Origin of the sequence: Paenibacillus sp. HB172176, from assembly GCF_011947265.1 — a bacterium.
GTDB lineage: Bacteria > Bacillota > Bacilli > Paenibacillales > Paenibacillaceae > Pristimantibacillus.
On the sequence record NZ_JAATHD010000001.1, the window covers coordinates 219,538 to 243,805 of the forward strand.

Here is a 24,268-nt window from a genome sequence, read left to right on the forward strand (position 1 = left end):
ATCATTCCTCCAGGAGGGTTGATATTGAAGCGTTTTAGTAAATTTGCATGGATAGCATTGGCGGCGGTTTGTGTTGTGTTGGTTCTCGGCGTGATAGCGGCAATCCTATGGTATCAACGCGCTGATCCCTTGCTCAACAATGGATTGACCACATTTAGCAGTCCAGAGGGCAAGAAGATATATACCATTGAATTGGTCAATGCCAGCGACTCGGATATCGATATTCGAAGCATATCGGTTAACGGAGGCAAGCAACCTGATTTCGCGAAGCTGGGCATTACATATGACTCGGAGCAAACTGTGCAATATTTTGGTGATCAAACGGATCCGGCTACAGAAATCATGGAGTTACATGAAGCAGCCATCGAACCACAATTGTCACGAGAAGAGAAACAAGCAGTGTTTGCAAGCAACGCTACTTCTAAGCAACACACACCTATCCATTATGGAGTCGTCGTTCAGTACGACAAAGAACCGATTAGGGAAGTGACCATTCGGTATACGTATTTAGGATTTACCAAAGAGAAACGAATTACAAATTGGTTTGATTCCGATAGGTAGGTAAAGTGAAAAACCATAAGTATATATGAAGTTCAACCCGCATCGTTAAAATAACGTCTCCTCAGGAATAGCTCATAAACGCCAACAAAAATAATGCATCCCGATAACGGAAGCCATAAGGAATATGATGCTGAATGGCGGCTGCTGAACAGAAAATCAGCGGCCATTTCATAAAGCCAAACAAAGGCTGCCGAATAGGCGATATAGAGGATAGCGACTCCATAACCATTGGCCAACTTTGATCGAATCCACAGAAAGAGTGTATTTACCGAGAGAATACCAACGTAGATAAAGACAGCATACATGAGCAGCAATAGCGCAATTTCAAAGGAAGACAGCTTCATCTCATCCTCAGGTTTATTCTGATACAGTCCCGCCTCCAAAACGACGAAATATAGCATAATGAATGCGTTAAGCAGCAAATAGGATAGAAATCCTGTGCCCGCGTATCTCCTCGTCATAAACCCGCCCCCTTTGTTTACAGCCATCCCTTGCAGGCAATACTTTTACCATACTAACATTGCAAGAAGGGATTTGGCGACATCGATAAGCAAACCATCAGTTCAACGCAATTGAGCGTGCTGTTCTTTGTCTATATGACGGGCTCCGCGATCATCTTCAACCCGACACCGTTGATCGAGCGATCCGGGAACGCGGCGTGGCTGTCACTTCTGCTAGCTGGAGCGATTGGATATGCCATCCTTGCGATGCTGCTACATCTTCACCGAAGATTTCCCGGGATGAGCTATGTGGATATAAGCCGCGCTTTAATCGGCAGTGTGCTCACCGTTATGATCGGATTTGCAACCTTGACCTATTTGCTTCAAATGCAAGCCGCGATTGTCGTAGGGGTAGGATTGTTCATGATCAATTCGATGATGCGGGAGACGCCGATCTATGCGTTCACATTCCTGATCTTCCTTATCTCAGCTATGACGGCGAGAGCAGGTATTGAGGTTATGGCGCGCATGTTCACGCTTCTCCTGATCATCACATCCTTGTTCACATTTATCGTGCTCTTGCTTGCTTTGCCCAATTATGAGCCTTCGTCGCTTTTCCCGATGTTTCCGAAAGGTATCAAGCCAGTATTTCATGGTGCCTATTACAGCTTCGGCTTTCCTTATTCAGAGGTGTTCCTCTGCGGCATGTTTCTGCCTTACGCAGCGAAGCGAATGCGGGGGAGCTTGCCGAAGAAGATGTATATCGCGCTAAGCTGCAACATCGTCCTTCTCATGCTGACTACGGTATGCTCGATTATGGTGTTCGGCCCGTATGCGGCCGAGGTGCCTTATTTGCTGTTCTCCATAGCCAGAGTGGTGGAGTTTCAAGATATCATTCAGCGGATCGAATCGGTCATTGGCATTTCCTTGATTCTCGGCTCTTATATGAAGACAACGATAAGCTTATTCTTCATCAGCATATTCGTAAGCAAGCTGTTCGGATTGCGGGAGAGCTCGGCCATTGTTATGCCGATTGCCTTGGTCGGCTTTCTGATGGGACTGGCTACCTATAAAAGCGCAACGCAGTGGTTATTCATCATTAACAGCATCCATCCGCTCTGGACGGGAGCTGTCTTTCTTGCGCCGCTGTTGCTGCTAACTTTAGTTGCCTTCTTCCGAAAAAAATCACCTTCTGCATGATTTGCTCCCCGATTTGTCACAATCTATCCATTGACGATTTTTTGTAATTCCGATAAGATAGCTTGTATTAAACTTTTTTCGACAGAGATAGGGGAGAATCGACAAAATGTTCAACTTGAAGGCTCAAAAATTATTGTTGCTGACGATCGCTGCCGTATTGGTGCTGGCGGGCTGCGGCAACAACGGCAAGAGCGGCAATGCTGAGAATAACGGCAATAATGGCGCAGGCGGCAATAACGCAGCGGCTGAGATAGAGATTCCTGCAGCGCTTGCGGACAAAGGCGATATCAAGATTAAAGTGATCCGCAAAATCGGCGGAGACGACAATACCGCTCAGTTCCTGGCCGGCGCGAAGCAAGAAGGCACATCGATGGGCTTCGATGTCGATACGTTCTCGGCGAACGGCGACACCACGAAATTTCTGGACGCGCTCGATCAAGCGGCGAACAGCGATGTAGATGCTGTTGTCGTATCGCATGGCGATGACGAAGCAACGGTTGCTGCGGTTCAGAAGCTGAGAGACAAGGGCATCGAAGTGGTTGCCTTCGACTCGAACGATGGACTGGCTAACATTGACGGCGTGACGCTGACCTCGCAGGATGACGAGGCTTTGGCGCAATTAACGCTGGATCAGCTCGTGAAGGAACAGGGTGAGGACGCGAAAATTTTGTACCTGTGGGTAGACGGCTTCCCGCCAATGGTGCGCCGCAACAAGGTGTATCAAGAGACGCTTGCGAAATATCCGAATATCGAGGAGCTTGACCGTTTCGGCGTGGCGAATGACAACACTTCGGTGGATACGCAGAATGCAGTAGCCGCTTTGCTCGCGAAATATCCGAAGGGCGAGATCGACGCGATCTTCGCCACATGGGACGCGTTCGCGCAAGGCGCGGCTCGCGCGCTGCAAGAGGCTGGCCGCACGGAGATCAAGATCTATGGCATTGACGTAGCGAACAACGACCTGCAGATGATGCAGGAAGAGAACAGCCCTTGGGTATCGACGGCTGCTGTGGACGCGAAGATGATCGGCGCCGTGAACGTGCGAATTGCCGTGAACAAGCTGGCTGGCATCGAGACGCCTGCCACCTATGGACTTGAAGCGGCTCTAATCACGCAAGAGGATTTGAAGGCTTCGAGCGATCCGGTGAACATTACGACGCTTGAGAACATCGTTCCAGGCTGGGGCAAGACCGACGCGTTCGAGACCGACTGGATGGACGCGCTCAAGGAAAAGAATAAGAAATAAGAATGCTTTTGTGCTAAAATAGGACGATATGGAGGCGCCCTTATCCGTTATAGGATAAGGGCGCTGAATCCTGTTCAGAGAGGGAGTGCGACTCATGACCATGACTAAGACTTCGACCGCCGGAGAGCGGCTGGAGATGCGCGGAATAACAATCACATTCCCGGGCGTGAAGGCGCTGACGAGTGTGGATTTCGAAGTCGAGCCTGGCAGGGCGCATGCTCTGATCGGGGCGAACGGCGCAGGTAAGTCCACGCTTATGAAGGTGCTCGCCGGGGCATATACGCATTATACTGGCGAGATTAAGGTGGGCGGGAAGCCGGTCACGATAAGATCGCCGAAGGATGCGAAGGCGCAGGGCATTCAGGTGGTTTATCAAGAGGTGGATACCGCCTTGATTCCTAACCTGAGCGTCGGCGAGAACATTATGCTGGAGCAGACGGTCAGCGGCATGAAGGGGCGTCATTTCATTGGCTGGCGCAAGCTGCATCAAGCGGCGGCGGCAGTACTGCAGCGGCTCCAAGTGCAGATTCCAACGAAGAAGCTGGTGCAGGAGTTGACGCTGGCCGAGAAGCAGATGGTGCTGATCGCTCGTTCGGTCATTCTCGAATGCCGATTCCTCGTGCTGGACGAGCCGACCGCTCCGCTTAGTCATAGCGAGACCGAGCAGCTATTCCGGCTCATCCGCATGCTGAAGCAGGATGGCGTCGGTATTATCTTCATTTCGCATCGGCTGCCGGAGCTTTATGAAATCTGCGAGGACATTACGATTATGCGCGACGGTGAACGGGTCGCGAACGGCTCACTGGAGAAGATGGAGCAGCAGCAAGTGGTGGAATATATGCTGGGAGCGAGACTGGAAGGACAGTTCCCGAATCGCGTCCCGAAGATTGGCGTACATGGCTTCGAAGCCAGACATATTCGGGATCGCGACAAGGTGAATGACGTGACGCTCCGTGTTCACAAGGGCGAGATCGTGGGCATTGGCGGCCTGGTAGGAGCGGGCAAGACGGAGTTGTGCCGCGCGTTGTTCGGCGCTTCGCCGTCGGCGACCGGCGAGATCTATGTGGGCGGCAAGAAGCTGAAGCTCGGCTCGCCGCATGCCGCGGTGCAAGGCGGCATTGCGCTTGTGCCCGAGGAGCGGCGGCGCGAAGGCGTATTCGTCGAGGAGTCGGTCGTGACGAATTTGACGGTCGCGGGCTTATCCCGATTCACCGGCTTCGGCTCCTGGCTCAGCCGTTCGAAGGAGAAGGGGGCTGCTGCCGAGATGATTCGCAGTCTTGGCGTGAAGACGCCGAATGATCAGGCGAAGGTGCGGAATTTGTCCGGCGGCAATCAGCAGAAGATCGCGATCGGGAAGTGGCTTCTTGTGGATGCTGACGTGTATATTTTCGATGAACCTACCAAGGGGGTAGATGTCGGCGCGAAGCGGGATATCTATGAGCTTGTCGCCGCGCTCGCGGATCGCGGGAAGTGCATTCTGTACGCCTCGAGCGAGATGTCCGAGATGATGGGCATTACGGATCGCATCTACGTGATGTACGACGGGGCGGTTGCGAAGGAGCTTCATACCGCGGAGACGAACGAAGAAGAAATGATGCTATATAGCACAGGGGGCGTAATCGAATGAAGGCGGCGGAAATTCCTAGGAAGAAGCCGGGGTTCAGCTTGGTGGAATGGCTGTACAAGTATGGAACGTTATTGACCGTTCTGGCGCTGATTGCCGTATTCGGGACAATGGCGGACAACTTCTTGAACTATTCGAACATCATAAATATTTTGCGGTCGATCTCAATTGTAACCATTATCGCGACGGGACTTACGGTATCGCTGGCGGTGGGGGGCTTCGATCTCTCGGTCGGCTCCACGGCATCGCTCGCGAACGCGCTCGTTATCTCGATGTTCGTCTGGCATGGCTTGAACACGGGCCTCGGCATCGTCATTACGCTCGCAATCTGTCTTGCGGTCGGACTCGTGAACGCCTTCCTCGTCATCAAGTTCAAGATTCAGGATATGCTGATGACTTTGGCCACGATGTTCGTGTTCCAAGGAGTGGCCATGACCTATACCCGAGGCGCCACCGTCTCGCAAAATATGATCATGCCAAGCGGCGACTACGCCACAGGCGTCATTCCTTCGATCTTCAGCAAGCTGGGCAAGGCGCCCTGGATTATTATCGTGATGGTCGTCGTCGTGCTTCTCGTTCATCTCTTCCTGACCTACACGAAGCATGGCCGGTTCATGTACATGATCGGCGGTAACTCGGAGGCGGCCAAGCTGTCCGGCATCGCCGTCAGCAAATATCGGCTGATTGCCTATCTGCTCTCCGCCTTCTTCGCGAGCGTCGGCGGCATCATTCTCGCCGCGCGCGTCATGAACGCCGAGGTGAACTCCGGCGGCGGTTATCTCATGGACGCCGTTGCGGCGGCGTTCATCGGTTATTCCGTGTTCGGCGCGGGCAAGCCGAACGCGTTCGGCACGTTCGTCGGCGCGGTGCTGATCGGCCTCTTGCAGAACGGTCTCGTCATGCTCTCCGTGCCGTATTACGCGATGGACATCGTGAAGGGCGGCGTGCTGGCGCTCGCGCTGGCGATTACGTATTACCGGCGGAATCATTAACGAAGTATAGATTGAGTCGCAATAAGAAGCAGGCTGGCGCGAGGCGCCGGCCTGCTTCTTTGTTGGCATTTTGATTCCGAGTAACGAAACGGACCAGCAGACAGCGAACTAGCAGACAGCGGACTAACGGACCGTAGATGCGCTATTTTAGCGAATTTAGCCGTTTTTAAAATTTCGCGGACACAGATAACGTTATTTTCGAAAATGCGGCGGTTTTATTGATTTTTGGAGGAAATAGCGGCTCCTGTGTCCGCCAAAATAAATAATTCCAGCATTTTGCTCCAATAAGGGCTTTCTTGTCCGCATAGTGCTGTGGAATCGTCTCTTGCCATTGCGATAGCCCAGGTTAGTTTCTGCAAATTAACGAATTTGGCCGCGAATCTGGCCATTCGGGTATTGCGCCGTATGAACATCCACGTAGGCGTTTCCACGATTGATTTCGCGAATGAGCGATCGAAGGGATAAGCCTTGCAGCGGCCCCTGCAGGTCACTGCGGGTCAACGTACCGGTCACAATGCCCCGTCTAACCGATATGCCGAATTTGGATGGTCCGAATAATGTGGCTACGATGGGTCCATTCGCACCGGGTTGTCCCAAATGAATATGCGCCTGAGTCACCTGATTAATGTTGCGGATGGACAAGCTGAAGCGCAATGCCCTGACATTGTTGTTGCCGACCGTGCTGAAGCTCGCCGTTCCCCTAGCGAAGGTTTGAACCGGCGGAACCACATTTCGTCCTCTTAGATTCGCTTGGAAGGTTGCCATTCAACATCACTCCTTTGAAGGTTATGCTCCATGTTATGCAGCAAATTTCAGAGTGCTTGTACGATTGTCGGACAAGATGTTCTCACTAATCTTGTGAAAGAGCAATCGGGCGGCGGGCTCTCAGGAGATGTCTCTTGTTCATTTCGATACGGTTGGCAAAGTCATTGTGAAGCGTGTTTCTACGCTAGGTTCACTAGTTACGGATACCTTGCCCCCGTGAGCTTGGGCGATTTTTTTCACAATGGAGAGTCCGATGCCGAAGCCTTCGCTGCTGCGATTCTGGCTTCCTTGATAGAAACGGTCGAAGAGATGCGGCAGCTGCTCTGAGGAAATGCCGGCGCCGCGATCGATGACCGAGAAGGATGCCGACGCCTCATCCTCTTCATAGGCAACGCCGAGATAATGACCCCCTGCCCCGTATTTGATCGCATTATCGACCAGATTGCGTATGGCTCGTTCTAACAAATGCGCGTCGAGCATTAAGGTTAGGCTAACCTCTGGAATCGAAAAATCCGTTTGAATATTCTTGGACTCCAGAACCGGAACATATTCAGCGAGAATCTTTCGCAATATTTTGGCAAGCTGAACAGGGGATTTCCGAATTTGGGTGCTATATAAATCAAGCTGGGAAATCTGAAATAAGGTGTTGATTAATTTCTCCATATATAATGACCGGCTTAGGATGACTTCGGCATGGGCTCCGAGCTCTTCTTCATTCTTATAGATGCCCTTCTGAATGGTCTGGGCATAGCCGAGAATATTGGTGAGCGGTGTTCTTAAATCATGCGACAGATTGGAGATTAATGTCTTTCGGTTGTGCTCTTGCTCCTGAATCTGCTTGACCTGTTCGCGAATGCGCACCGACATGGCGTTGATATGCTGAGTGAGCTGGCCGATTTCATCCTTAGAGTTATCGATAATTTCTCTGCGCTGATCAATCGATATTTCCGACAGAGCGTTGTTAATCTTCTTCAAACGTCTGCGTATGGAATTAAAGAATCGATAGGTGAAGAAGTAAGGCGTTAAGATAAAGACAAGAAAAGGAATGATCAATGAAAAGAATGAGGTCCACGAACGGAAATAGAGCAGGACTTGCGATGCTTTCATAGCTTCAGGGGGGACTACCAGATGCAGGTAGTATTCCTGTCCCGAAATAGCAGCCGGATACATCATGCTGACGGGATGCTCAAGGTTCCAGTAGCTGTCCGATTCATTCGCCAACGCTTGCATGACCTCGGACACGCTGTATGGCTCTGATCTTCCGTTGGTTGCGTACAAAACCTCGCCGTCCGCATCCAGCCAGTCAAATTCATAGTCGGGATAATCGAACTGGTAGCGTTTCATGATTTCCAACAGCGATGCTTCTGCAACTCCGGTCTGGTTCACCTCGCCGATCAGATCGTAGCCTATGGCTTTCAAGGATTCATAGGTTTGGCCGGGCTGCAAGATTTTTCCCGTCGTCAGCGCAATCGTCACGGACAAGACAAGAGCGACGATGCTGCTGATAATGAAGTACATCCATAATTTCAACGAGAGCTTCATAATTCGGCCTGAGCCTCCATAAAGCGATAGCCGATTCCTCGTATGGTCTGAATATACTTGGGGGATCTCGGATCGACTTCGATTTTCTTCCGCAGGAAATTGATATAGACGCTCAAGCTGTTCGCATCGTATTGATCATGATTCCATACAGCCTGATAGAGCTCGTCCTTAGTGAATGTATGACCAGGCTTGCGCATGAATGCTGCCAGCAAATCACATTCCGTCTGAGACACATTCTCGTTTGCTCCGTTCTTCTCGATCGTAAGCGAGTCGATGTGAAGGATGATCGAACCAAGCTGCAGACGATTGGCCGTCTGGCTGGTCAACGGGCTGCGGCTCCTCCGAATATTGGCCGTCACTCTAGCAATAAGCTCGCTAGGGATAAAGGGTTTGGTGACATAGTCGTCCGCTCCCAGGCCTAATGCATTGATTTTCTTCTCCGTGTCGCCCGATGCGCTCACAATAATAACCGGCGTATAATTATGCGCGGACCGCACAAGCTTCAGCGCTTCCATCCCATCCGTATCGTCCATCATCAAATCAAGCAGGATCAAATCAAAGGTGTCGCGTTGCAGCCATTGCAAGGCTTCCTTGCCGCTTCGCGCCTCGTTGCAAGCCATGCCTTCCTCTTGCAGATGAATACCGATCAAATGACGAATATCCGGATCATCATCTACGACAAGGATACGGGAATCTGTCACGTTTCTTCCTCCTCCTGCGTCCATTTCATAAATCTAGTATAGTACAAATTTCACAGAATTGCCGAGCGCTTTGAGCAGAGATAGGGAATAGATTTTAAGAATGTTTTAAGATTCGACCATTTTTGGTGTGCCAAAATAAACATAGTTGAATGTTTTTGCCGGAATAGACATGGAATAGAGCGGATAGATTCAGCAATTTATGATTGCAATGAAAGAGGAGAATGATGGGATGGAGAGAAGGGTTCAAAGAAGACTGGCAATCGTGATGATTATGACACTAATAATGGAATTAATTGGGTTTTCCGGTGCGAAAACGGCGGATGCGGCGGAAGCAGTGGGATCGCGAGGAATCACGGCGATAGCGGCGGGTTACTATCATTCGCTTGCGATCAATGCGAAAGGCGGCGTTATCGCATGGGGCGGTAATGATGATCTGCAAAGCACCGTACCGGAGGAAGCGAAAAGCGACGTGATCGCCGTTGCTGCAGGAGGTTCGCATTCCTTGGCGTTGAAATCCGATGGCAGCGTCATCGCATGGGGGGATAATACGTTTAAGAAAGCCGAGGTGCCTGCCGATGCACAAAGCCAAGTCGTGGCGATTGCGGCAGGCAATAATCATTCCCTGGCTCTGCGGTCGGATGGTACAGTCGTAGGTTGGGGCTACAATTATTACAGCCAAGCTTCTCTGTATTCTGACGCGCGAAGCGATGTCATTGCCATTGCCGCGTGTGGCAATACATCCGTGGTGTTAAAGTCAGAAGGTCGTGTGGTCGTTTCGGGGAATGCCAAATTCTATACAATCCCCGATGATGCGCTGAGCGAGGTTACGGCAATTGCTTGTGGGGGCGATCATATCTTGGCTTTACGGTCGGACGGACGTGTCGTCGCATGGGGAGCAAATAACTACGGACAAGCTACAGTTCCCGATGATGCGCTTAGCGATATTGTTGCGATTTCGGCTGGTTATCTTCACTCCGTTGCCTTGAAATCCAATGGAAGAGTCATCGCATGGGGGAATTATTATGATAGTCAAACGACGATCCCGAATGATGCGAAGAGTGATGTCATTGCCATTAGCGGCGGCGCTTACCATAACTTGGCCTTGCGATCGGACGGCCGTGTGGTTGCGTGGGGGAGGAATGCCAATTATCAATCGGAGGTTCCGGAAGAACCAGTACAGCCTGTGAAGGCTGCGCGAATCGCGGCGGGGCAATTTCACTCGCTAGCCCTGAAGTCGAACGGGAGCGTGGAGGCGTGGGGAAGGGACGATGAAGGCCAGGTCACTGTCCCGAATGAAGCGCAGAGCGGTGTAACCGCGATCGCAGCCGGCGCCTTGCATTCCTTAGCTTTGAACTCGGAGGGCCGTGTCTTCGCTTGGGGAGAGGACGACGACCATCAGTCGACCGTGCCGGATGAAGCGAAGAGCGGCGTAGAGGCGATCGCGGCCGGCGACTACTTCTCTCTGGCGCTGAAGACGGAGGGCCGCGTGCTGGCTTGGGGGAAGAATGACGATGATCAAGCGACGGTGCCGGATGAAGCGAAGAGCGGCGTCAAGGCGATTGCCGGCGGAGACCGCTATGCGATGGCGTTGAAATCCGACGGAAGCGTTGCGGCGTGGGGATACAACGGGGACGGAGAAGCCACTGTCCCGGATGAGGCGAAGAGCGGCGTCGCCGCAATCGCAAGCGGATCGAATTTCGCCATGGCGTTGAAATCCGACGGCCGCGTGCTAGCGTGGGGGAACAATGACGATGGGCGATCGACCGTGCCGGACGAATCGCTAAGCGGCGTCGCCGCGATCGCTGCCGGAGCGGGACATGCCTTGGCGTTGAAATCCGACGGCAGCGTCATGGCATGGGGCAATAACGACGACGGTCAAAGCACAGTTCCGGCTGAGGCGCTGAGCGGCGTTGTGGCGATTGCGGCTAGCCATAATCATTCGCTCGCTTTGAAGGCGGACGGCAGCATTGTGGCATGGGGGGCGCATGATGCAGCCCAAGATGAGGTTCCGGGCGATGCGAATTTGAGCGGGCTTGTGATTGATGCGGCTGGCATCAGTCCTGATTTCGACGCCGACACGACGAATTATTCGGTGTATGTAGGGGCTTCCGTCGACAGCGTGAACGTGACAGCGACGATGGCAGATCCGTTGCATGCCGACTTGTATATGGATGGGGAGCAACAGGCGAGCGGTTCTGTGGTTAGCGTGCCCTTAACGGATACCTCCACGGTGATTACGACGCAAGTGGAACCTTTCTTGCTGGCGGGCAAAACCTACGCGCTCACGGTAATCAAAGACGAGGCTGCGCCGACAATCAGCTTCGGCGTGAACGGGAGCGATACGTATGCTGCTTCAGCGTCGACGAGCGTCTCAGTAAGTGACGGCGAGAGCGGCGTTGATGGAGACAGTCTGGAGTATGCGTGGACACAGAGCGCAAACGCGCCTGACAGCGGAGTGACATGGACGAGTTTTGAGAGCGGTGATTCTATAGCTCGTGATGGCGTGGACGGCGACTGGTACTTGCATGTCCATGCGGCTGACGGAGCAGGGAACGCGGTGGAAACGGCGACGAACCGCTTCCGTCTGGACAACAGCGATCCTGTCGTCACGATTGAATTGGAGAAGGAGGATACCTCCTCCTATGCAAGCGGAAGCTGGACCAATCAGAATGTTGCAGCGAGCGTATCCGCCTCTGACGACTTGAGCGGACTCGCTTCCTTGCAGGTTTCGCTTGATAGCGGCAGTACTTGGCTGCCATATAGCGTACCTTTGTCCTTCACCGATGAAGGCGTGCATACGCTGACGGTGAAGGGTGTGGATCTCGCGGGCAATTCGCATAGCGAGTCGCGCACAGTTAACATTAGCCGGAGCGGACTTCAGCTGGAAGTCACCATGAAGCAAGACGGCGGGATGAATTATACCAGCGGCAGTTGGGTGAACCAACCAGTAATGGTCACTGTCAATGCGAATCAAACGACACCCGGCGTGACTGTTGCTTCCGCCACTTATTCCCTGGATGGGGGAACGAACTGGGCTGCGTACGTCGCACCGCTGTCGTTCGGCAGTGAGGGCGAGTATACGTTAGAGGTGAAAGCGGAGGACAGCGCGGGCAATGGGTTGACGTCTTCAACCGCCGTTCGGATTGACACGACCGTTCCTGTTATTCATTTTGCAATGGATGGGAATGAAGTGTACGCAGCTTCGGCTGCAACCGCTGTTACGGTCAGCGACGGAGGAAGCGGCGTGGATGCGAGCAGCTTGCAGTATATCTGGACGCCGAGCGCAAGCGCGCCTGACGCCGGAGAAGCATGGGCAGGCTTTGCGAGTGGGGACACCTTGTCGAGGAGCCATGCGGACGGGGAATGGTATCTACATGTGAAGGCGAAGGATGCGGCGGGAAATGAGATCAACACCGGTACATACCGCTTCTTGCTTGATCATAGCGCGCCTGTAGTTACTTATGCTGCCAATGGAGACGAGACCAATCGAGTCGAGGCCTCGACGATCGTTGACGTTAGCGACAGCGGAAGCGGCGTCGATTCGGACAGCTTGCAGTATATATGGACGCAGAGCGCAAGCACGCCTGACGCCGGAGATGCATGGACCGGCTTTGCGAGCGGCGATACCCTGGCGAAGAGAGGCGTGGCCGGGGACTGGTACCTGCATGTTCAAGCGGCGGATCCGCTGGGTAATCGTCTGGATTCCGTAACCAATCGTTTCAGATTATATCTGCCTGCAATCCCATCATTGCCAACAGTCAGCAGCCCAAGTCCGGTCTATGTGTATGATGCGAATGGCATCCTGCTTGGTACAATCAACAATTTGCAGAAAACAACTCGGTCCGATGGCACAGTCATCGAGCAAGTCAGTATTGATGAAGCGACATGGCATTCCCTATTGAATAGACTGGAACAAGATCACTTTACGATACGAGTGGATGATTCGGAGCGAGCGGTTGAGGTGCAGCTGCCGGCTGCTTCTCTCCTTAACGCGGCGAAGGACATGCCGAACTTTACGATCGAGGTGCAGTTGAACGGATCGAGCTATGGGCTGGCGATTCGAGCGCTGGATCTGGAGGGAATAGCAGAGCGGCTTGGCGTGGACTTTAAGGATCTGACGGTGACCGTGACGCTGGAGCGAGTCGATCCGAGCACGGAAGAAAAGGTCGGACAGCTTGCCGCGAATCAAGGTCTTCGACTCGTCAGCGGCGTCATCGACTTCAAAGTAACCGTACAAGCTGGAGATCAGTCGCTAGAAATTACGGACTTCGGCGGAACCTATATGGCTCGAGGGATTGTGCCGAACGAGAGTGCGCCGAGCGGGAATGGATCGAACCAAAATGGGTCGAACGAGAGTGCGACAAATGGCCAAGACACAAACGGTCAAGGTGAAAACGGCCAAGACACAAACTTAAGCCCGGGGGCGCAGAAGATCATCGGCGTCTGGTACGATCCGGCAAATGGAACCTTCACCTTCCTGCCTTCCCAGTCTAGAGACCGTTCTGACGGAACGGAAGAAATCGTTATGAACATGCCGCATAACAGTATGTATGCTTTAGTAGAAACGTCCGATATAAGCTTCGCAGACATCGGGCAGCACTGGGCGAAGGCGGATATTGAGCTGCTCGCGACCAGTCGCATTGTGAAAGGAATGGATCAAGATCATTTCGCGCCGGATGCGAATATTACAAGAGCCGAGTTCACGGCTTTGTTGGTCCGCGCCTTGGGCATTGTCGTAACGGCGGCGCCGAGCGGCGGGGTGTCAACATCGGGACTCGCGGATGTCTCCTCGGATGCTTGGTATGAGCCTGCCGTAACGGCGGCGGTGAACGCCGAGCTGATTCAGGGCTATGCGGACGGCAGCTTCGGACCGAATCAGCCCATTCGGCGCGAAGAGCTGGCCGTGTTAATTGAGCGCGCCAGAACATTCGTGAACAATGGAGCCGCGCGGGCGAGCGTGAGTTTTCCGTCTGACAGCGACACGGGGGCCGAGCAACTCTTGAACACATTTGCTGATCAAGAGCGAATATCAGCTTGGGCAAGGCAAGCCGCAGCGAACCTTCTACATGGTGGGCTGATGCAAGGCAGAAGCGAGGAGCGCTTCGAACCGCAGGCTTACACCACTCGGGCCGAGGCGGTCGTTTTGCTAAAACGATTTTTGATGGATGTTGGGTTGGTTTAGGATTGGAGAGGATTCGAGCGGAGCAGGGGGGTCAGATACAAGCGGAAGTGGGCTCTAAAGATTCGGAAAATGCTACTGTTGTCTTACAATCTTTTATCGATAGAGAGAGCATTTCGAGTTGGGCGAAACAAGCCGCAGCGAATCTGGTTCAGAATGGAATCGTCCTCATATGACGACTAAGCAAACGCTCTAATAGGGCGTTTGCTTTCTTGCGCTTGGAAGCTTCGACGAAATGTGTAAATCAGTAAATAGATAGAAACCTTGGTAGATTTGAACTATAATGAATTTCTAATGATTGTTTATTTTAGAAGGAGAGGTATAGAAATGGTTAAAAGGTCGTGGCGCGGTTTTATTTTCTTCGTTAGTCTACTCATCACTCTTGTACCTAATATGGCGGCAATGGAATCGGTTTCGGCAGCATATGCTGAATCTGCAAATGAACTATCGGATTTAGAGGGACATTGGGCCCAGCAAACCTTTGAAACGTGGTTAAATCGTGAATGGATACAAGGATATCCGGACGGTACCTATCAGCCTGATAAAGAGATAAAACGTTCGGAATTCGTTGCGCTCGTCAATCGAGCATTCGGATTCTCATCAAGGGCGGATGAACTGCCATTCTCAGATGTTGGAGAAAATTATTGGGCCTACAATGATTTATCGGTAGCATATGAAGCCGGCTACTTTAACGGAGCGGGCGGCAAAGCGAATGCTGAACAAGCTGCCACTCGGCAAGAGAGCGCAGTTATGATTGCCAATGCACTTCAAGCAAGCGAAACTGAAGAGGCGAGCTTAGCCAAGTATCACGACAGGGACAGTATAGCAAGTTGGGCGACAAGCGCTATGGCGTCACTATCGGAGAAGCATATTTTTAAAGGCGATCCTGAGGGGAATATTCGGCCATTGGACATGCTTACGCGTGCAGAAGCTATTACGGTTATTGAAGCGGCGTTGCCTTATCTCAACAAGAAAACGACGTTTGATCAAGCTGGCGTTTATGGTTCTGCGGATGCAAAGCAGAAAATCGAGGGGGATGTCGTGATTACGGCTCCGGGAGTAACGCTAGTGAATATGGAAATCACGGGGGATCTCTTGTTGGCGGAAAGCATTGGAGAGGGCGACGCAACTTTAAAGTCTGTAAACGTGAAAGGAACTGTGACTGTTCAAGGTGGAGGAGAAAATTCCGTTTATATTGAAGATTCCATTCTGGTACGTGTTATTGTGGACAAAGCAGATGGCAAAGTTCGAATTGTATTAAGCGGACCTACCAGCGTAGATACCGTAATTGTACATACACCAGTCAAATTGGATGCGACGGAAACACAGGCGGGCAACGGCATACAAGAAGTGGAATTATCGGACAGACTGCCGAAAGGCGCAACCGTCGATTTGATCGGACAATTCGAGGATGTGCGAGTTTTGTCAACCTCGATACGGATCAATATCCCAACAGGTTCGATTGCTAATGTTGAGGTTGGAGAAAATTCGGAGAACAATGAGATCAACCTTGGCGATCAAGCGAGTATTATTAAATTGGTGTTAAACGCTGTTGCATCGTTAACAGGTCAAGGTGAGATTGGAACAGCAACGGTAAACGAGAAGGCAAAAGGAACGCAATTTGAGAAACAGCCAAACAGCATAGAAGGTTCAGAGCAAAGCTCGATGCCGATTATTCCTCCTGTTAGTTCGGGCGGCGGTACGGTCCAGCCTCCGGCGCCGGATCAAACCAATGCTTATTTGAGTAAGATAGAATTAAGCAATTCATTTCAGTTAGAGCAGAGAGATGCTGCATTAACCAAGATTGGCACTGGTTTCGACAAAGATGTATTTGAGTATACGATCCCCTTGGAACGCGACATGACAGCAGTGACGATTCCTATAAAAGCGACACCGGAATCCAGCGCAGCAACGGCTTCTGTAAAGGTGTATTCAAAAGGTGCGCTTGCAGGATCCTATGATTTGACAACATCCAATAATGAATTCGACGTGCATTTAACTCCGATGGAAGATGTTCAAATTTATATTTATGTTCAAAGTGGAAATGGCTTGATCTCGAAGAGATACAGCCTTAGCTTCCAATATGAACGTACCATAAAAGAGTCTTTCGAATTGTATCGCGATCTATCTCCCGATTTCGAAAATCGGGTCATTACTTATCGATTATTTTCCAGAAATATATTTGAGGAAGGAGACGTAGTGGAGGTCTATGAAGACTCTAGTAATGCGACTCCCTTCAACATAGTTACTATTGGCACAAGCGGCCTATATGATTTGGAGTTGAAAACCACTTCATACGAAATGCAAGAGCAAGGAAGCTTTTACGTTAGAGTTACACGAGGAGGTCTTGTCGTTGCGTCGGGTAATTATGAGTATAATTTGTCAGAAATGCCTCGAGTTGAAAGCAGTGACGGAATATCGATGGAACTGCTCACAACAGAAGAACTGTTGGCTGGCGTAGATCGAGGTGATTATACTGCCGATACACCTTATGTTCTTCACATTGCGTTTGATCCTAATGAGTGGTCGGGCGGGTTATTCGAGCATGCGAAATATTATAAAATAAATAATACTTCTTCTGGTTATTTATACCCCGAGATTCTTGCACCTCTTCAAAGCGAAAATAGGCTGGACTATAATCCGTACGACTTTAGCGGAAGAGATGTAAATACGGATTATATAGTAGAAGGGTTTAATATCTATCAGGACAAAATGGTATTTGATCGATTTATTCAGGTCTTATTGTACGACGAGAACGGTCAACCTTTAGGCTACTATGAACAAGTGATTGAACCGGATGCAGAGCATGTCATGCCTGGATACAGCATACTCCATACCGTACATCCTGAGCTGAATGTAGGAGATACGGAAGCTCCAGTCATTACAGGTATTGTTCCTGATTATGTATCGATTGGCGATGACCTGCAAGTTGCCGTCAGCGAACAAGCGAATGTCTATATGGTTCCAGCAGATACGCCATTGGATGGCAGAACGATTCATCAGACGGTTCGCAACGGTATGGGAGCCGGCAGTACGTATTATCCGGCAAATGATAGTACGACTTTGGGTACAATGAATCTTTCGGCGGGTAATTGGATGCTTGTAGCGGTTGACGGATCTGGGAATCTGTCTGAGCCCATAGGGATTGAAGTGCTGAATAGGGAAGATATTGCTTTGCACTCGTTAACAGTGGTCCAGGACTTTAATTCAGGGCTTCTGATTATGTTTGATTCCGAGATTCAGAATAATAAGGAAACACTGGAATTATTGAAACAGGAAATCATGTTCTCTAATGATGGAGGTGTAACGTACGCGCCACTAGGAATAGAGGATACGATTAGTTTGGATGGTTCTTGGCTGGAAATTCAATTTGTCTTACCGTATTCCGGCAGTCAAAATCGGATCAAAGTGAAGGCGGACAGCCTCGCTAATTCGAATAACCAAGTCATGGATCGAGACTGGATAAGCCCGGTCTTTGCTGATGGAACCCTTGTTACGCTAATTAGCGACTCGAACATTGAAGCAGGAGACGAGGTGATTTTCAAGGTTGATAGGCCTGCAAAGCTGTATTTGCTTCCTGAAAAAGTAGTCGGCGATCCAATGAATTTAGATGAACTCGTCGCCACGGGCCTTGCGAAATCGATGGTCGTCGATGAGGAAGGCACTAATCAAGAGCAAATCCTCTCAACGGAGGGATTAGACGCAGGCAGGTATTTATTAATAACCATGCATGGGACGGTTCATCAAATTGGCATATCCATCTCTTCATCGCTAGAGATGAACCAGGTTCATATCGTGAATTCAGATGATATGCAGTCCATTACTATCTCAGAATTAAACCCCGGGGATATCGTGAGAGTATATTTAAACGCAATGGATGTATATGATAACCCAGCCAGAGAGGTTACAGTTTCGGAGGGCGAGAGCAGTGTCACCATTACTGATCTTGAATTGAATGAGGAAGGAGGAGCTTTATTCTTTACCGTACAAACCTCCGAGCATGCAGAAAGCGGCAGGATATATTTTCCGTATTCACCGGTTAATGAATTGTAAACGATATGGCATATAGAACGTAAAGAGTGAAGAGCTGCCCCTTGGGCGGCTCTTTCTTCGTTCACGCCAAAATGTATACATTTTCGAGTTGGAGTTGGCTCTCGCAGCGGACCGTAGATACGCTATTTTAGCAGAATGAGCTGTTTCTAGGATTTCGCGGACACAGATAACGTTATTTTCGAAAAAACAGCAGATTATTTGGCTTTTTGAGGAAATAAGGTCTTCTGTGTCCGCTAAAGTGATCAAACTCCGTATTTTTAACAAATAGCGCCTCCTGTGTCCGCATGTACGAATTAGGACAAGTAATGCTGAAGAAGTCGTTTCGGATTTCTGCATGTATTAGGAAAGCTTCTATTTATCTCAGGCGGGGGCTTAGACGATCAACATATTCGCAAAATGAAATCGACGCAAATCGCCAACACTCTCCTTCATGTGCCTAGGGTCGACAGCAAACTTTTCTCAGCCGTCCAAATCATCAGAAATTAGTAGACAACGGTATGCGAATGTAGATAACTGTTGCGTTACAACCTGTTTCAAGTTGGGCTATGATGAAGCCGTATTCAACCGGTTGAATGCGGTAAGGAGCACCTAGATGATCACATTCTTCATAATCTAAACATTGGGAGAGGATGTGTAATGATGGGAACAGCTTGGTTAAGGAGACTGAGCCGAAAGTTGTCCGCTATTGTTCTGGTGGCCGTCGTGATTCCTGTGTGGAGCTCGAATCAAACGGTTGTTGAGGCGGGGGCGATCTTGCCTCACTTCGAGGACGGCTTCGAGAGCGGCGATCTGACGAGCGCCGCGAATGGCTTCGCATGGACCACGTCGCACAACGCTGAAGTCAGCACGGATATCGCGCATACAGGGCAATATTCGCTTAAATTTCATTATGCGGGAGATCCGGAGGTGAATCCGAGCGCTTATCAGAAATTCGATTTGGGTGCGGCACAGCGAAGTATATGGATGGAATATTGGATTTATTATCCGGACGGAACGGAGGGACTTGGGGCGGCCTATACGCATCGCGTGCCAAGCAGCGGCTCCAGCGAGCAGCGGTTTGTCGAGCTTACGGGCGATGATACGGCCATGCGTCTGGGCATTCGTTCCACCACGAACAGCACACTGTATAGCAATGGCGAGGATAAATTCTACGCCGCCTGGTCGGACAAGACCACGGGCTCGGGAAGATCGGGACAAGGCGCGAATGCGCTGCAGCCTGCTTTGAACGATGATTGGCTGGGGCGGTGGGTGCCGTTCAAGCTGCAATTCAATATTTCCGAAATCGAGAGCGACAGCACGCTGAATCTGTGGGTAGACGGCAATCTGGTCATGGAGAACACGGCATTGAACGCCGGACATCCTACTGCGGAGGAGCTGTTCACGCAGGGCACGTTGCTCGGTCAAGCCTACAGCGGCTTCGATGCGGATACGAATCTCTATATCGATGATTTCAAGGTATATACGCATGATCCGAATCAAGACCCCTCGTTGCAGCATACACCAACAGCAGCCTTCCACAGCTTGCCGAAGGACAACTTTCTGACAGGCGAGAACATTCAATTTCGCGATGATTCCGAAGATATTGACGGACAAATTAGCGGTTGGGCATGGAATTTCGGCGACAGCACAACAAGTACAGCCGAGAATCCTGCTCATATCTACTCAGCGGCAGGCACCTATACGGTATCTCTGGCCGTCACCGATAATGAGCAGTTGACAAGCGCGTCGGTCCAGCGAGAGATTACAGTTCGGAGTCTGGAAGACAGCGAGAGCTCGGATGTGTATTTTCAGGATGACTTCGAAACAGGAGATTCGTCTACGATTATGGACGGCTTCGGCTGGCAGAATGGAGACGATGGGCTCGGCTATTTGGGACCCAATGTTGAAATCTCGGACGATATTGCGCATTCCGGCGATTACAGCATGCGCTTCACCTTCGTCGGCAAGCCTTCCGGCGAGGACAGTATGGCGGAGCAGCGCTTCGATTTCGGCGAGGATCTTGACGAGGTCTGGTTCCAGTGGTATCAATACTATCCGGATGGCAACGAGCTTCAGAACATAGGGACGGATCTGGGTCCGAGATGGTATCATCGCGACGATCCGATCGGCACCGACAACAACAAGCTGTTCCGGCTGGGAACGAGGGACAACAATAATCTGATTAATTCGATCTTCGGCTATTCTACGGATCCTGTCGGCGATGGCGATTCAACCGTCGGTATGAAATTCAGATCCGACGGCAAGGCCATTGGCGAATATGGGCGCTCCAGCATCAATGGAGGCATTCTTCAGGATGAATCGACCCGAGGCAGATGGGTGGAGTATGTGATGCACTACAAGACAGCAAGCGGATGGCAGCAGGGGGACGGCGTAAGCGAGATGTGGGTGGACGGCATGCAAATTCACGATCATCATGATTTGAATGCTTGGCCAACGACAAATGCGGCAGACACGGCGCTTAATATCCTTAATCACGGCTACATTATGGGCTGGTCGAACAGCGGCTTTGATGAAACCTCGTATACGTATATGGATGATTTCACCATCTCGGCGACGCCCCCGGCTTTCTTGGCGCAGCAGGGGACCGATCCCGATCCAGACCCGGACCCCGATCCGCCTATGAGCTGGTTCGCCGATGACTTTGAAACCGGCGATCTGACCCATGCGAATAGCAATTTCGAATGGGCGAACTCCGAGAATGCAGAGGTTAGCGGAGATATGGTTCATAGCGGAGATTATGCTCTGAAGTTTCATTTTGCGGGAGATCCGGTTGTGAATCCTGGCGCTGCTCAACATTTCGATCTTGCCGAAGGACAGACGGAGCTTTGGACAGAATATTATGTGTATTTTCCGGATGGGACAGAAGGAGTCGGACCGAGCTTCCAACACCGGTATCCTGGGAGCAATGCCAATCAACAGGTGATCTTCGAGCTTGACGGGCCCGCGAACAATCAGATGAAGATGGGCATTCGAGCTTCAACGAACAGTGTCCTGGACGGGGATAACAAGTATTATCCGATTTGGTCAAGGAAGGATACGGGAACGGTCATGTCGGGGCAAGGCGCGAATCAGCTTAATCCGGCCTTGACGGATGCCTGGCGCGGCAGATGGGTGCAGCTCCGCATGCATTATGCGGTGTCGGCCAGCACGAGCGACAGCTCCGTTCAATTGTGGGCGGATGGATCGCTCGTCATGGACAACACGACACTAAATGGCGGTTATCCGGACAGCGAGCAGGAGCTGTTCACGAGCGGCTTCTTGTTCGGCAGCGCCAGGGAGGGCTTTGCGGCGGATACGTATGTGTACGTGGATGATTTCAAAATAACGAATGTTGATCCAGGCTGGACGAGTTAAGGCGCGAAATGGAGTTTGGATTCAGTGGCAATAGGAGTACGTGGAATAAGAGAGGCGGTCCTTCGGGGCTGCCTCTCTTTCTCCACACTATAGAATGTATAAGCTTTCTAGATATTTTAACTTGCTGCAATAGCGTTTAACTTGCCAAGACACACAAACTTGTCTCCACGTTATCCTTTCGAACCGTCACAATTACGAGGCTCTTGCGAACCCAATTGTGAGGCCATTTGGCGAACTAAATTGCGAGGCTCTTTACAACTTTTATAGACGGTGAAGATTAAATGGTTGTATCTGTAACGGACATTTTCGACTGTTAGAAGCTCGTTTTAGCCTGCATAGATTTTTAACGGACATTTGATCATCTTAGCGGGTTAATAGGATTGAATATGCGTTCGATTTGATCGCTAAGGAGACCAAATGTCCGTTAGAGCAATTAGGCAGCGAAAAAAGCTGTTTAAAGAGATCAAATGTCCGTTAGAGCAGTTGCAGCTTTCCAAGGAAGTCGTCTGGCGTTTTTCTTACCACATAATTTATAAGTTATCGACGCTTTATCTGTTCTTAGAATTCACCGGCAGTGTTACGCGCCCCGCCGCTAGAGGACGGCGTAGCCGTTTCACCTTAAGCTGACAAGCATATATGCCACATGTGAATTTCTGCTCGTGCATGCTTTGACATGGGATGACATTATTTCAGCCGGTCCGACAGAGGTCGACAGCAATATTTTTGCAAGGCTCAAAAAGGCAGAAAACAAGTAAACAACGGTATGCGATTGTAGACAACGGTAACGTTACTTTTCGCTGAACGCTGCGTTAACATGAAGCCATATTCAACCGGTTGGATGCTGATCACATCTGATAAGGAGGCGTCATGAAGAGCATGAAGCAACGATTGCGGATGAAAATGGCTAGCTGCTTGTGTCTATTCGTTGCAGCATTCGCCGCCGTGCTATTCGTTAACGGCGACAACACGGTGTCCGCTGCTTCTAATCCTGCGTTCGAGGATAGCTTCGAGAGCGGAGATCTGACGAGCGCTTCGAGCGCCGAGGCACCAAAGGGGAGCGAATAGAACTGGAAAACAGCACTATTGGAAGGCGCGACACTTTCGGGTCGCCGTTAGGCGATTCGAAAGCATGGCGCACCGCAGGCATGCAACTTTATCAATCCAATGGAAAAGCGAGGGATAGGAATGGGAAATGAGGCCAGCGTGGTTGGAAATCGACAGGTAGAGCAGCTTATCCGTCCTGTGACAGGATGGAGGTTTCTGGGTTTAACCGTAGTTGTCTTGCTGCTCACCATTGCTTTGGCGCATGGAAAGGCATCGGCTGATGGCAATATTGTCTTCAGCGACAACTTCGATACGTACAGCGATTCGCCGAAGAATCATGGATGGCTGTTGTTCGGCACGAGCATTGAAGTAGACAATGGAGGCGGTTATAACGGGACGAACGCGGCGAAGGTTACTTACGACCACGAAGGCGATACCGGTTATTGGTTCAGACATTTGGTAGCAGACGATCATCTAGATCAGGTTTATGTGAAATTTAAATTTAAGATGGATCCTTCTTCTGGAGGCAATAAATTTCTGAAAATATTCGGCAAACAAGATAGTCCGGAGGGCTATGCGAACTCAACCTTCGGCATTCATTATGAATCAGGGCTGCATGACAATATTGGATACGGTAATGGAGACGCGTTAGCTAATGACAACAATTCATGGGTGAAATATGATGGACGGGCTACTGACCCACTGGTTCAAGTATTGCAATCTTCCGAGAACTGGGATGCAGGGGACAACCAGTGGCATACGTATGAAGCGTTCTGGAAGTACAACTCGAACGGCAATCGAGATGGTGAAATTATCGTGTGGCTGGATGGAGAAATTCGTGTTCACGCAGTGAATATTAAAAACCGCAATGATCAGAATTCACAGGAAATACGCTCCGTTGACTTTGCTAATTATACGGCTTTCAATAACGAAACCTGGCATCTATGGTATGACGATATTGTTATTGCGGATGATTATCACGGACTGGCTTCCGTTGAACCCAGCTATGATCCTGTTCCGATAGCGAAGTTCTCATTCAATCCGAATCTCGGGATCGAGACGGGAGAAGCTGTGCAATTCACGGATGCTTCGAGCACGCTTGATGGAACGATTACATCATGGGCTTGGGACTTCGACGACGGTACGACGAGCGCCTTGCAGAACCCCGCGCATAGCTATGCAGTCGCCGGGACCTATCATCCAAGCTTGATGGTGACGAATAATCTTGGCGAATCCAGCTATCGGCTGCCGAAGGCGCTTGAGGTGACTGGGCCCGCAGTAGATCCAGACCCGGATCCAGACCCTGATCCGGACCCTGATCCAGATCCAGACCCGGACCCCAATCCGGGCACATTCGACGGCTTCTTCGCTGACGGCTTCGAGAGCAGCGACATGACGCATACGAACGCCAACTTCGCCTGGACGACCTCGGCGAATGCGGTTGTCAGCACAGAGAAGGTGCATAGCGGCGATTATGCGCTGAAGTTCAGCTTTGCCGGAGACCCGGCCGTCAATCCGGGCGCCGTACAGCGCTTTGCCTTCACGGAGGGGCAAACAGAGCTGTGGG

General features: G+C 50.8%; 14 protein-coding genes. 10 read left to right on the plus strand and 4 right to left on the minus strand.

Annotation, left to right across the window (positions count from 1 at the left end):
* Positions 1–24 precede the first annotated feature (24 nt).
* Positions 25–561, plus strand: a complete 537-nt coding sequence (locus HFP08_RS00930; RefSeq protein WP_168118635.1) for a hypothetical protein — start codon at positions 25–27, stop codon at positions 559–561.
* Positions 562–593: 32 nt separating this feature from the next.
* Here the strand turns inward: HFP08_RS00930 and HFP08_RS00935 are convergent, their stop codons facing one another.
* The gene (locus HFP08_RS00935; protein WP_168118636.1) at positions 594–1,022 is read right to left on the minus strand and encodes a hypothetical protein; all 429 of its coding nucleotides are present in this window, start codon (positions 1,020–1,022) and stop codon (positions 594–596) included.
* A gap of 96 nt (positions 1,023–1,118) precedes the next feature.
* Here HFP08_RS00935 and HFP08_RS00940 point away from each other — a divergent pair, with 96 nt between their 5' ends.
* From HFP08_RS00940 to HFP08_RS00955, 4 genes are all read left to right on the plus strand, one after another.
* Positions 1,119–2,201, plus strand: a complete 1,083-nt coding sequence (locus HFP08_RS00940; RefSeq protein ID WP_277345816.1) for a GerAB/ArcD/ProY family transporter — start codon at positions 1,119–1,121, stop codon at positions 2,199–2,201.
* A gap of 106 nt (positions 2,202–2,307) precedes the next feature.
* Positions 2,308–3,447: a sugar ABC transporter substrate-binding protein gene (locus HFP08_RS00945; RefSeq protein WP_168118638.1), complete on the plus strand. Its 1,140-nt coding sequence runs from the start codon at positions 2,308–2,310 to the stop codon at positions 3,445–3,447.
* Between the two features lie 94 nt (positions 3,448–3,541).
* On the plus strand, positions 3,542–5,074 hold the full coding sequence (locus HFP08_RS00950; protein ID WP_240940987.1) for a sugar ABC transporter ATP-binding protein: 1,533 nt from the start codon (positions 3,542–3,544) through the stop codon (positions 5,072–5,074).
* On the plus strand, positions 5,071–6,063 hold the full coding sequence (locus HFP08_RS00955) for an ABC transporter permease (RefSeq protein ID WP_168118639.1): 993 nt from the start codon (positions 5,071–5,073) through the stop codon (positions 6,061–6,063). Before HFP08_RS00950 ends, HFP08_RS00955 begins: the two co-directional genes overlap by 4 nt.
* 360 nt (positions 6,064–6,423) lie before the next feature.
* On the opposite strand, the gene HFP08_RS00960 is transcribed toward HFP08_RS00955, so the two are convergent.
* From HFP08_RS00960 to HFP08_RS00970, 3 genes are all read right to left on the minus strand, one after another.
* Positions 6,424–6,828: a CHRD domain-containing protein gene (locus HFP08_RS00960; RefSeq protein ID WP_168118640.1), complete on the minus strand. Its 405-nt coding sequence runs from the start codon at positions 6,826–6,828 to the stop codon at positions 6,424–6,426.
* Positions 6,829–6,966: 138 nt separating this feature from the next.
* Positions 6,967–8,370: a HAMP domain-containing sensor histidine kinase gene (locus HFP08_RS00965; protein ID WP_168118641.1), complete on the minus strand. Its 1,404-nt coding sequence runs from the start codon at positions 8,368–8,370 to the stop codon at positions 6,967–6,969.
* Complete coding sequence (locus HFP08_RS00970) at positions 8,367–9,071, minus strand: response regulator transcription factor (protein WP_168118642.1); 705 nt, start codon at positions 9,069–9,071, stop codon at positions 8,367–8,369. Before HFP08_RS00970 ends, HFP08_RS00965 begins: the two co-directional genes overlap by 4 nt.
* A gap of 229 nt (positions 9,072–9,300) precedes the next feature.
* Between HFP08_RS00970 and HFP08_RS00975 the strand changes: the two genes are divergently transcribed.
* The 5 genes from HFP08_RS00975 to HFP08_RS00995 all read left to right on the plus strand — a co-directional run.
* Positions 9,301–14,253, plus strand: a complete 4,953-nt coding sequence (locus HFP08_RS00975; RefSeq protein ID WP_168118643.1) for an RCC1 domain-containing protein — start codon at positions 9,301–9,303, stop codon at positions 14,251–14,253.
* A 324-nt stretch (positions 14,254–14,577) separates the two neighbouring features.
* A complete protein-coding gene (locus HFP08_RS00980; RefSeq protein ID WP_168118644.1) occupies positions 14,578–18,303 on the plus strand; it encodes an S-layer homology domain-containing protein in 3,726 nt (1,241 codons plus the stop codon).
* Between the two features lie 636 nt (positions 18,304–18,939).
* Complete coding sequence (locus HFP08_RS00985) at positions 18,940–21,657, plus strand: heparin lyase I family protein (protein WP_168118645.1); 2,718 nt, start codon at positions 18,940–18,942, stop codon at positions 21,655–21,657.
* 876 nt (positions 21,658–22,533) lie between these two features.
* Complete coding sequence (locus HFP08_RS00990) at positions 22,534–22,722, plus strand: hypothetical protein (RefSeq protein WP_168118646.1); 189 nt, start codon at positions 22,534–22,536, stop codon at positions 22,720–22,722.
* Positions 22,723–22,842: 120 nt separating this feature from the next.
* Positions 22,843–24,268: PKD domain-containing protein (locus HFP08_RS00995; protein ID WP_240940988.1), on the plus strand; the 1,426-nt coding region annotated here is incomplete at its 3' end.

What these genes read in the sequence shown, in the direction of transcription:
- HFP08_RS00935 (WP_168118636.1), bottom strand. Translation starts at nt 1,022, where the DNA reads ATGACGAGGAGATACGCGGGCACAGGATTTCTATCCTATTTGCTGCTT.
- HFP08_RS00975 (WP_168118643.1), top strand. Translation starts at nt 9,301, where the DNA reads ATGGAGAGAAGGGTTCAAAGAAGACTGGCAATCGTGATGATTATGACA.
- HFP08_RS00950 (WP_240940987.1), top strand. Translation starts at nt 3,542, where the DNA reads ATGACCATGACTAAGACTTCGACCGCCGGAGAGCGGCTGGAGATGCGC.
- HFP08_RS00990 (WP_168118646.1), top strand. Translation starts at nt 22,534, where the DNA reads ATGAAGCAACGATTGCGGATGAAAATGGCTAGCTGCTTGTGTCTATTC.
- HFP08_RS00960 (WP_168118640.1), bottom strand. Translation starts at nt 6,828, where the DNA reads ATGGCAACCTTCCAAGCGAATCTAAGAGGACGAAATGTGGTTCCGCCG.
- HFP08_RS00965 (WP_168118641.1), bottom strand. Translation starts at nt 8,370, where the DNA reads ATGAAGCTCTCGTTGAAATTATGGATGTACTTCATTATCAGCAGCATC.
- HFP08_RS00945 (WP_168118638.1), top strand. Translation starts at nt 2,308, where the DNA reads ATGTTCAACTTGAAGGCTCAAAAATTATTGTTGCTGACGATCGCTGCC.
- HFP08_RS00955 (WP_168118639.1), top strand. Translation starts at nt 5,071, where the DNA reads ATGAAGGCGGCGGAAATTCCTAGGAAGAAGCCGGGGTTCAGCTTGGTG.
- HFP08_RS00985 (WP_168118645.1), top strand. Translation starts at nt 18,940, where the DNA reads ATGATGGGAACAGCTTGGTTAAGGAGACTGAGCCGAAAGTTGTCCGCT.
- HFP08_RS00980 (WP_168118644.1), top strand. Translation starts at nt 14,578, where the DNA reads ATGGTTAAAAGGTCGTGGCGCGGTTTTATTTTCTTCGTTAGTCTACTC.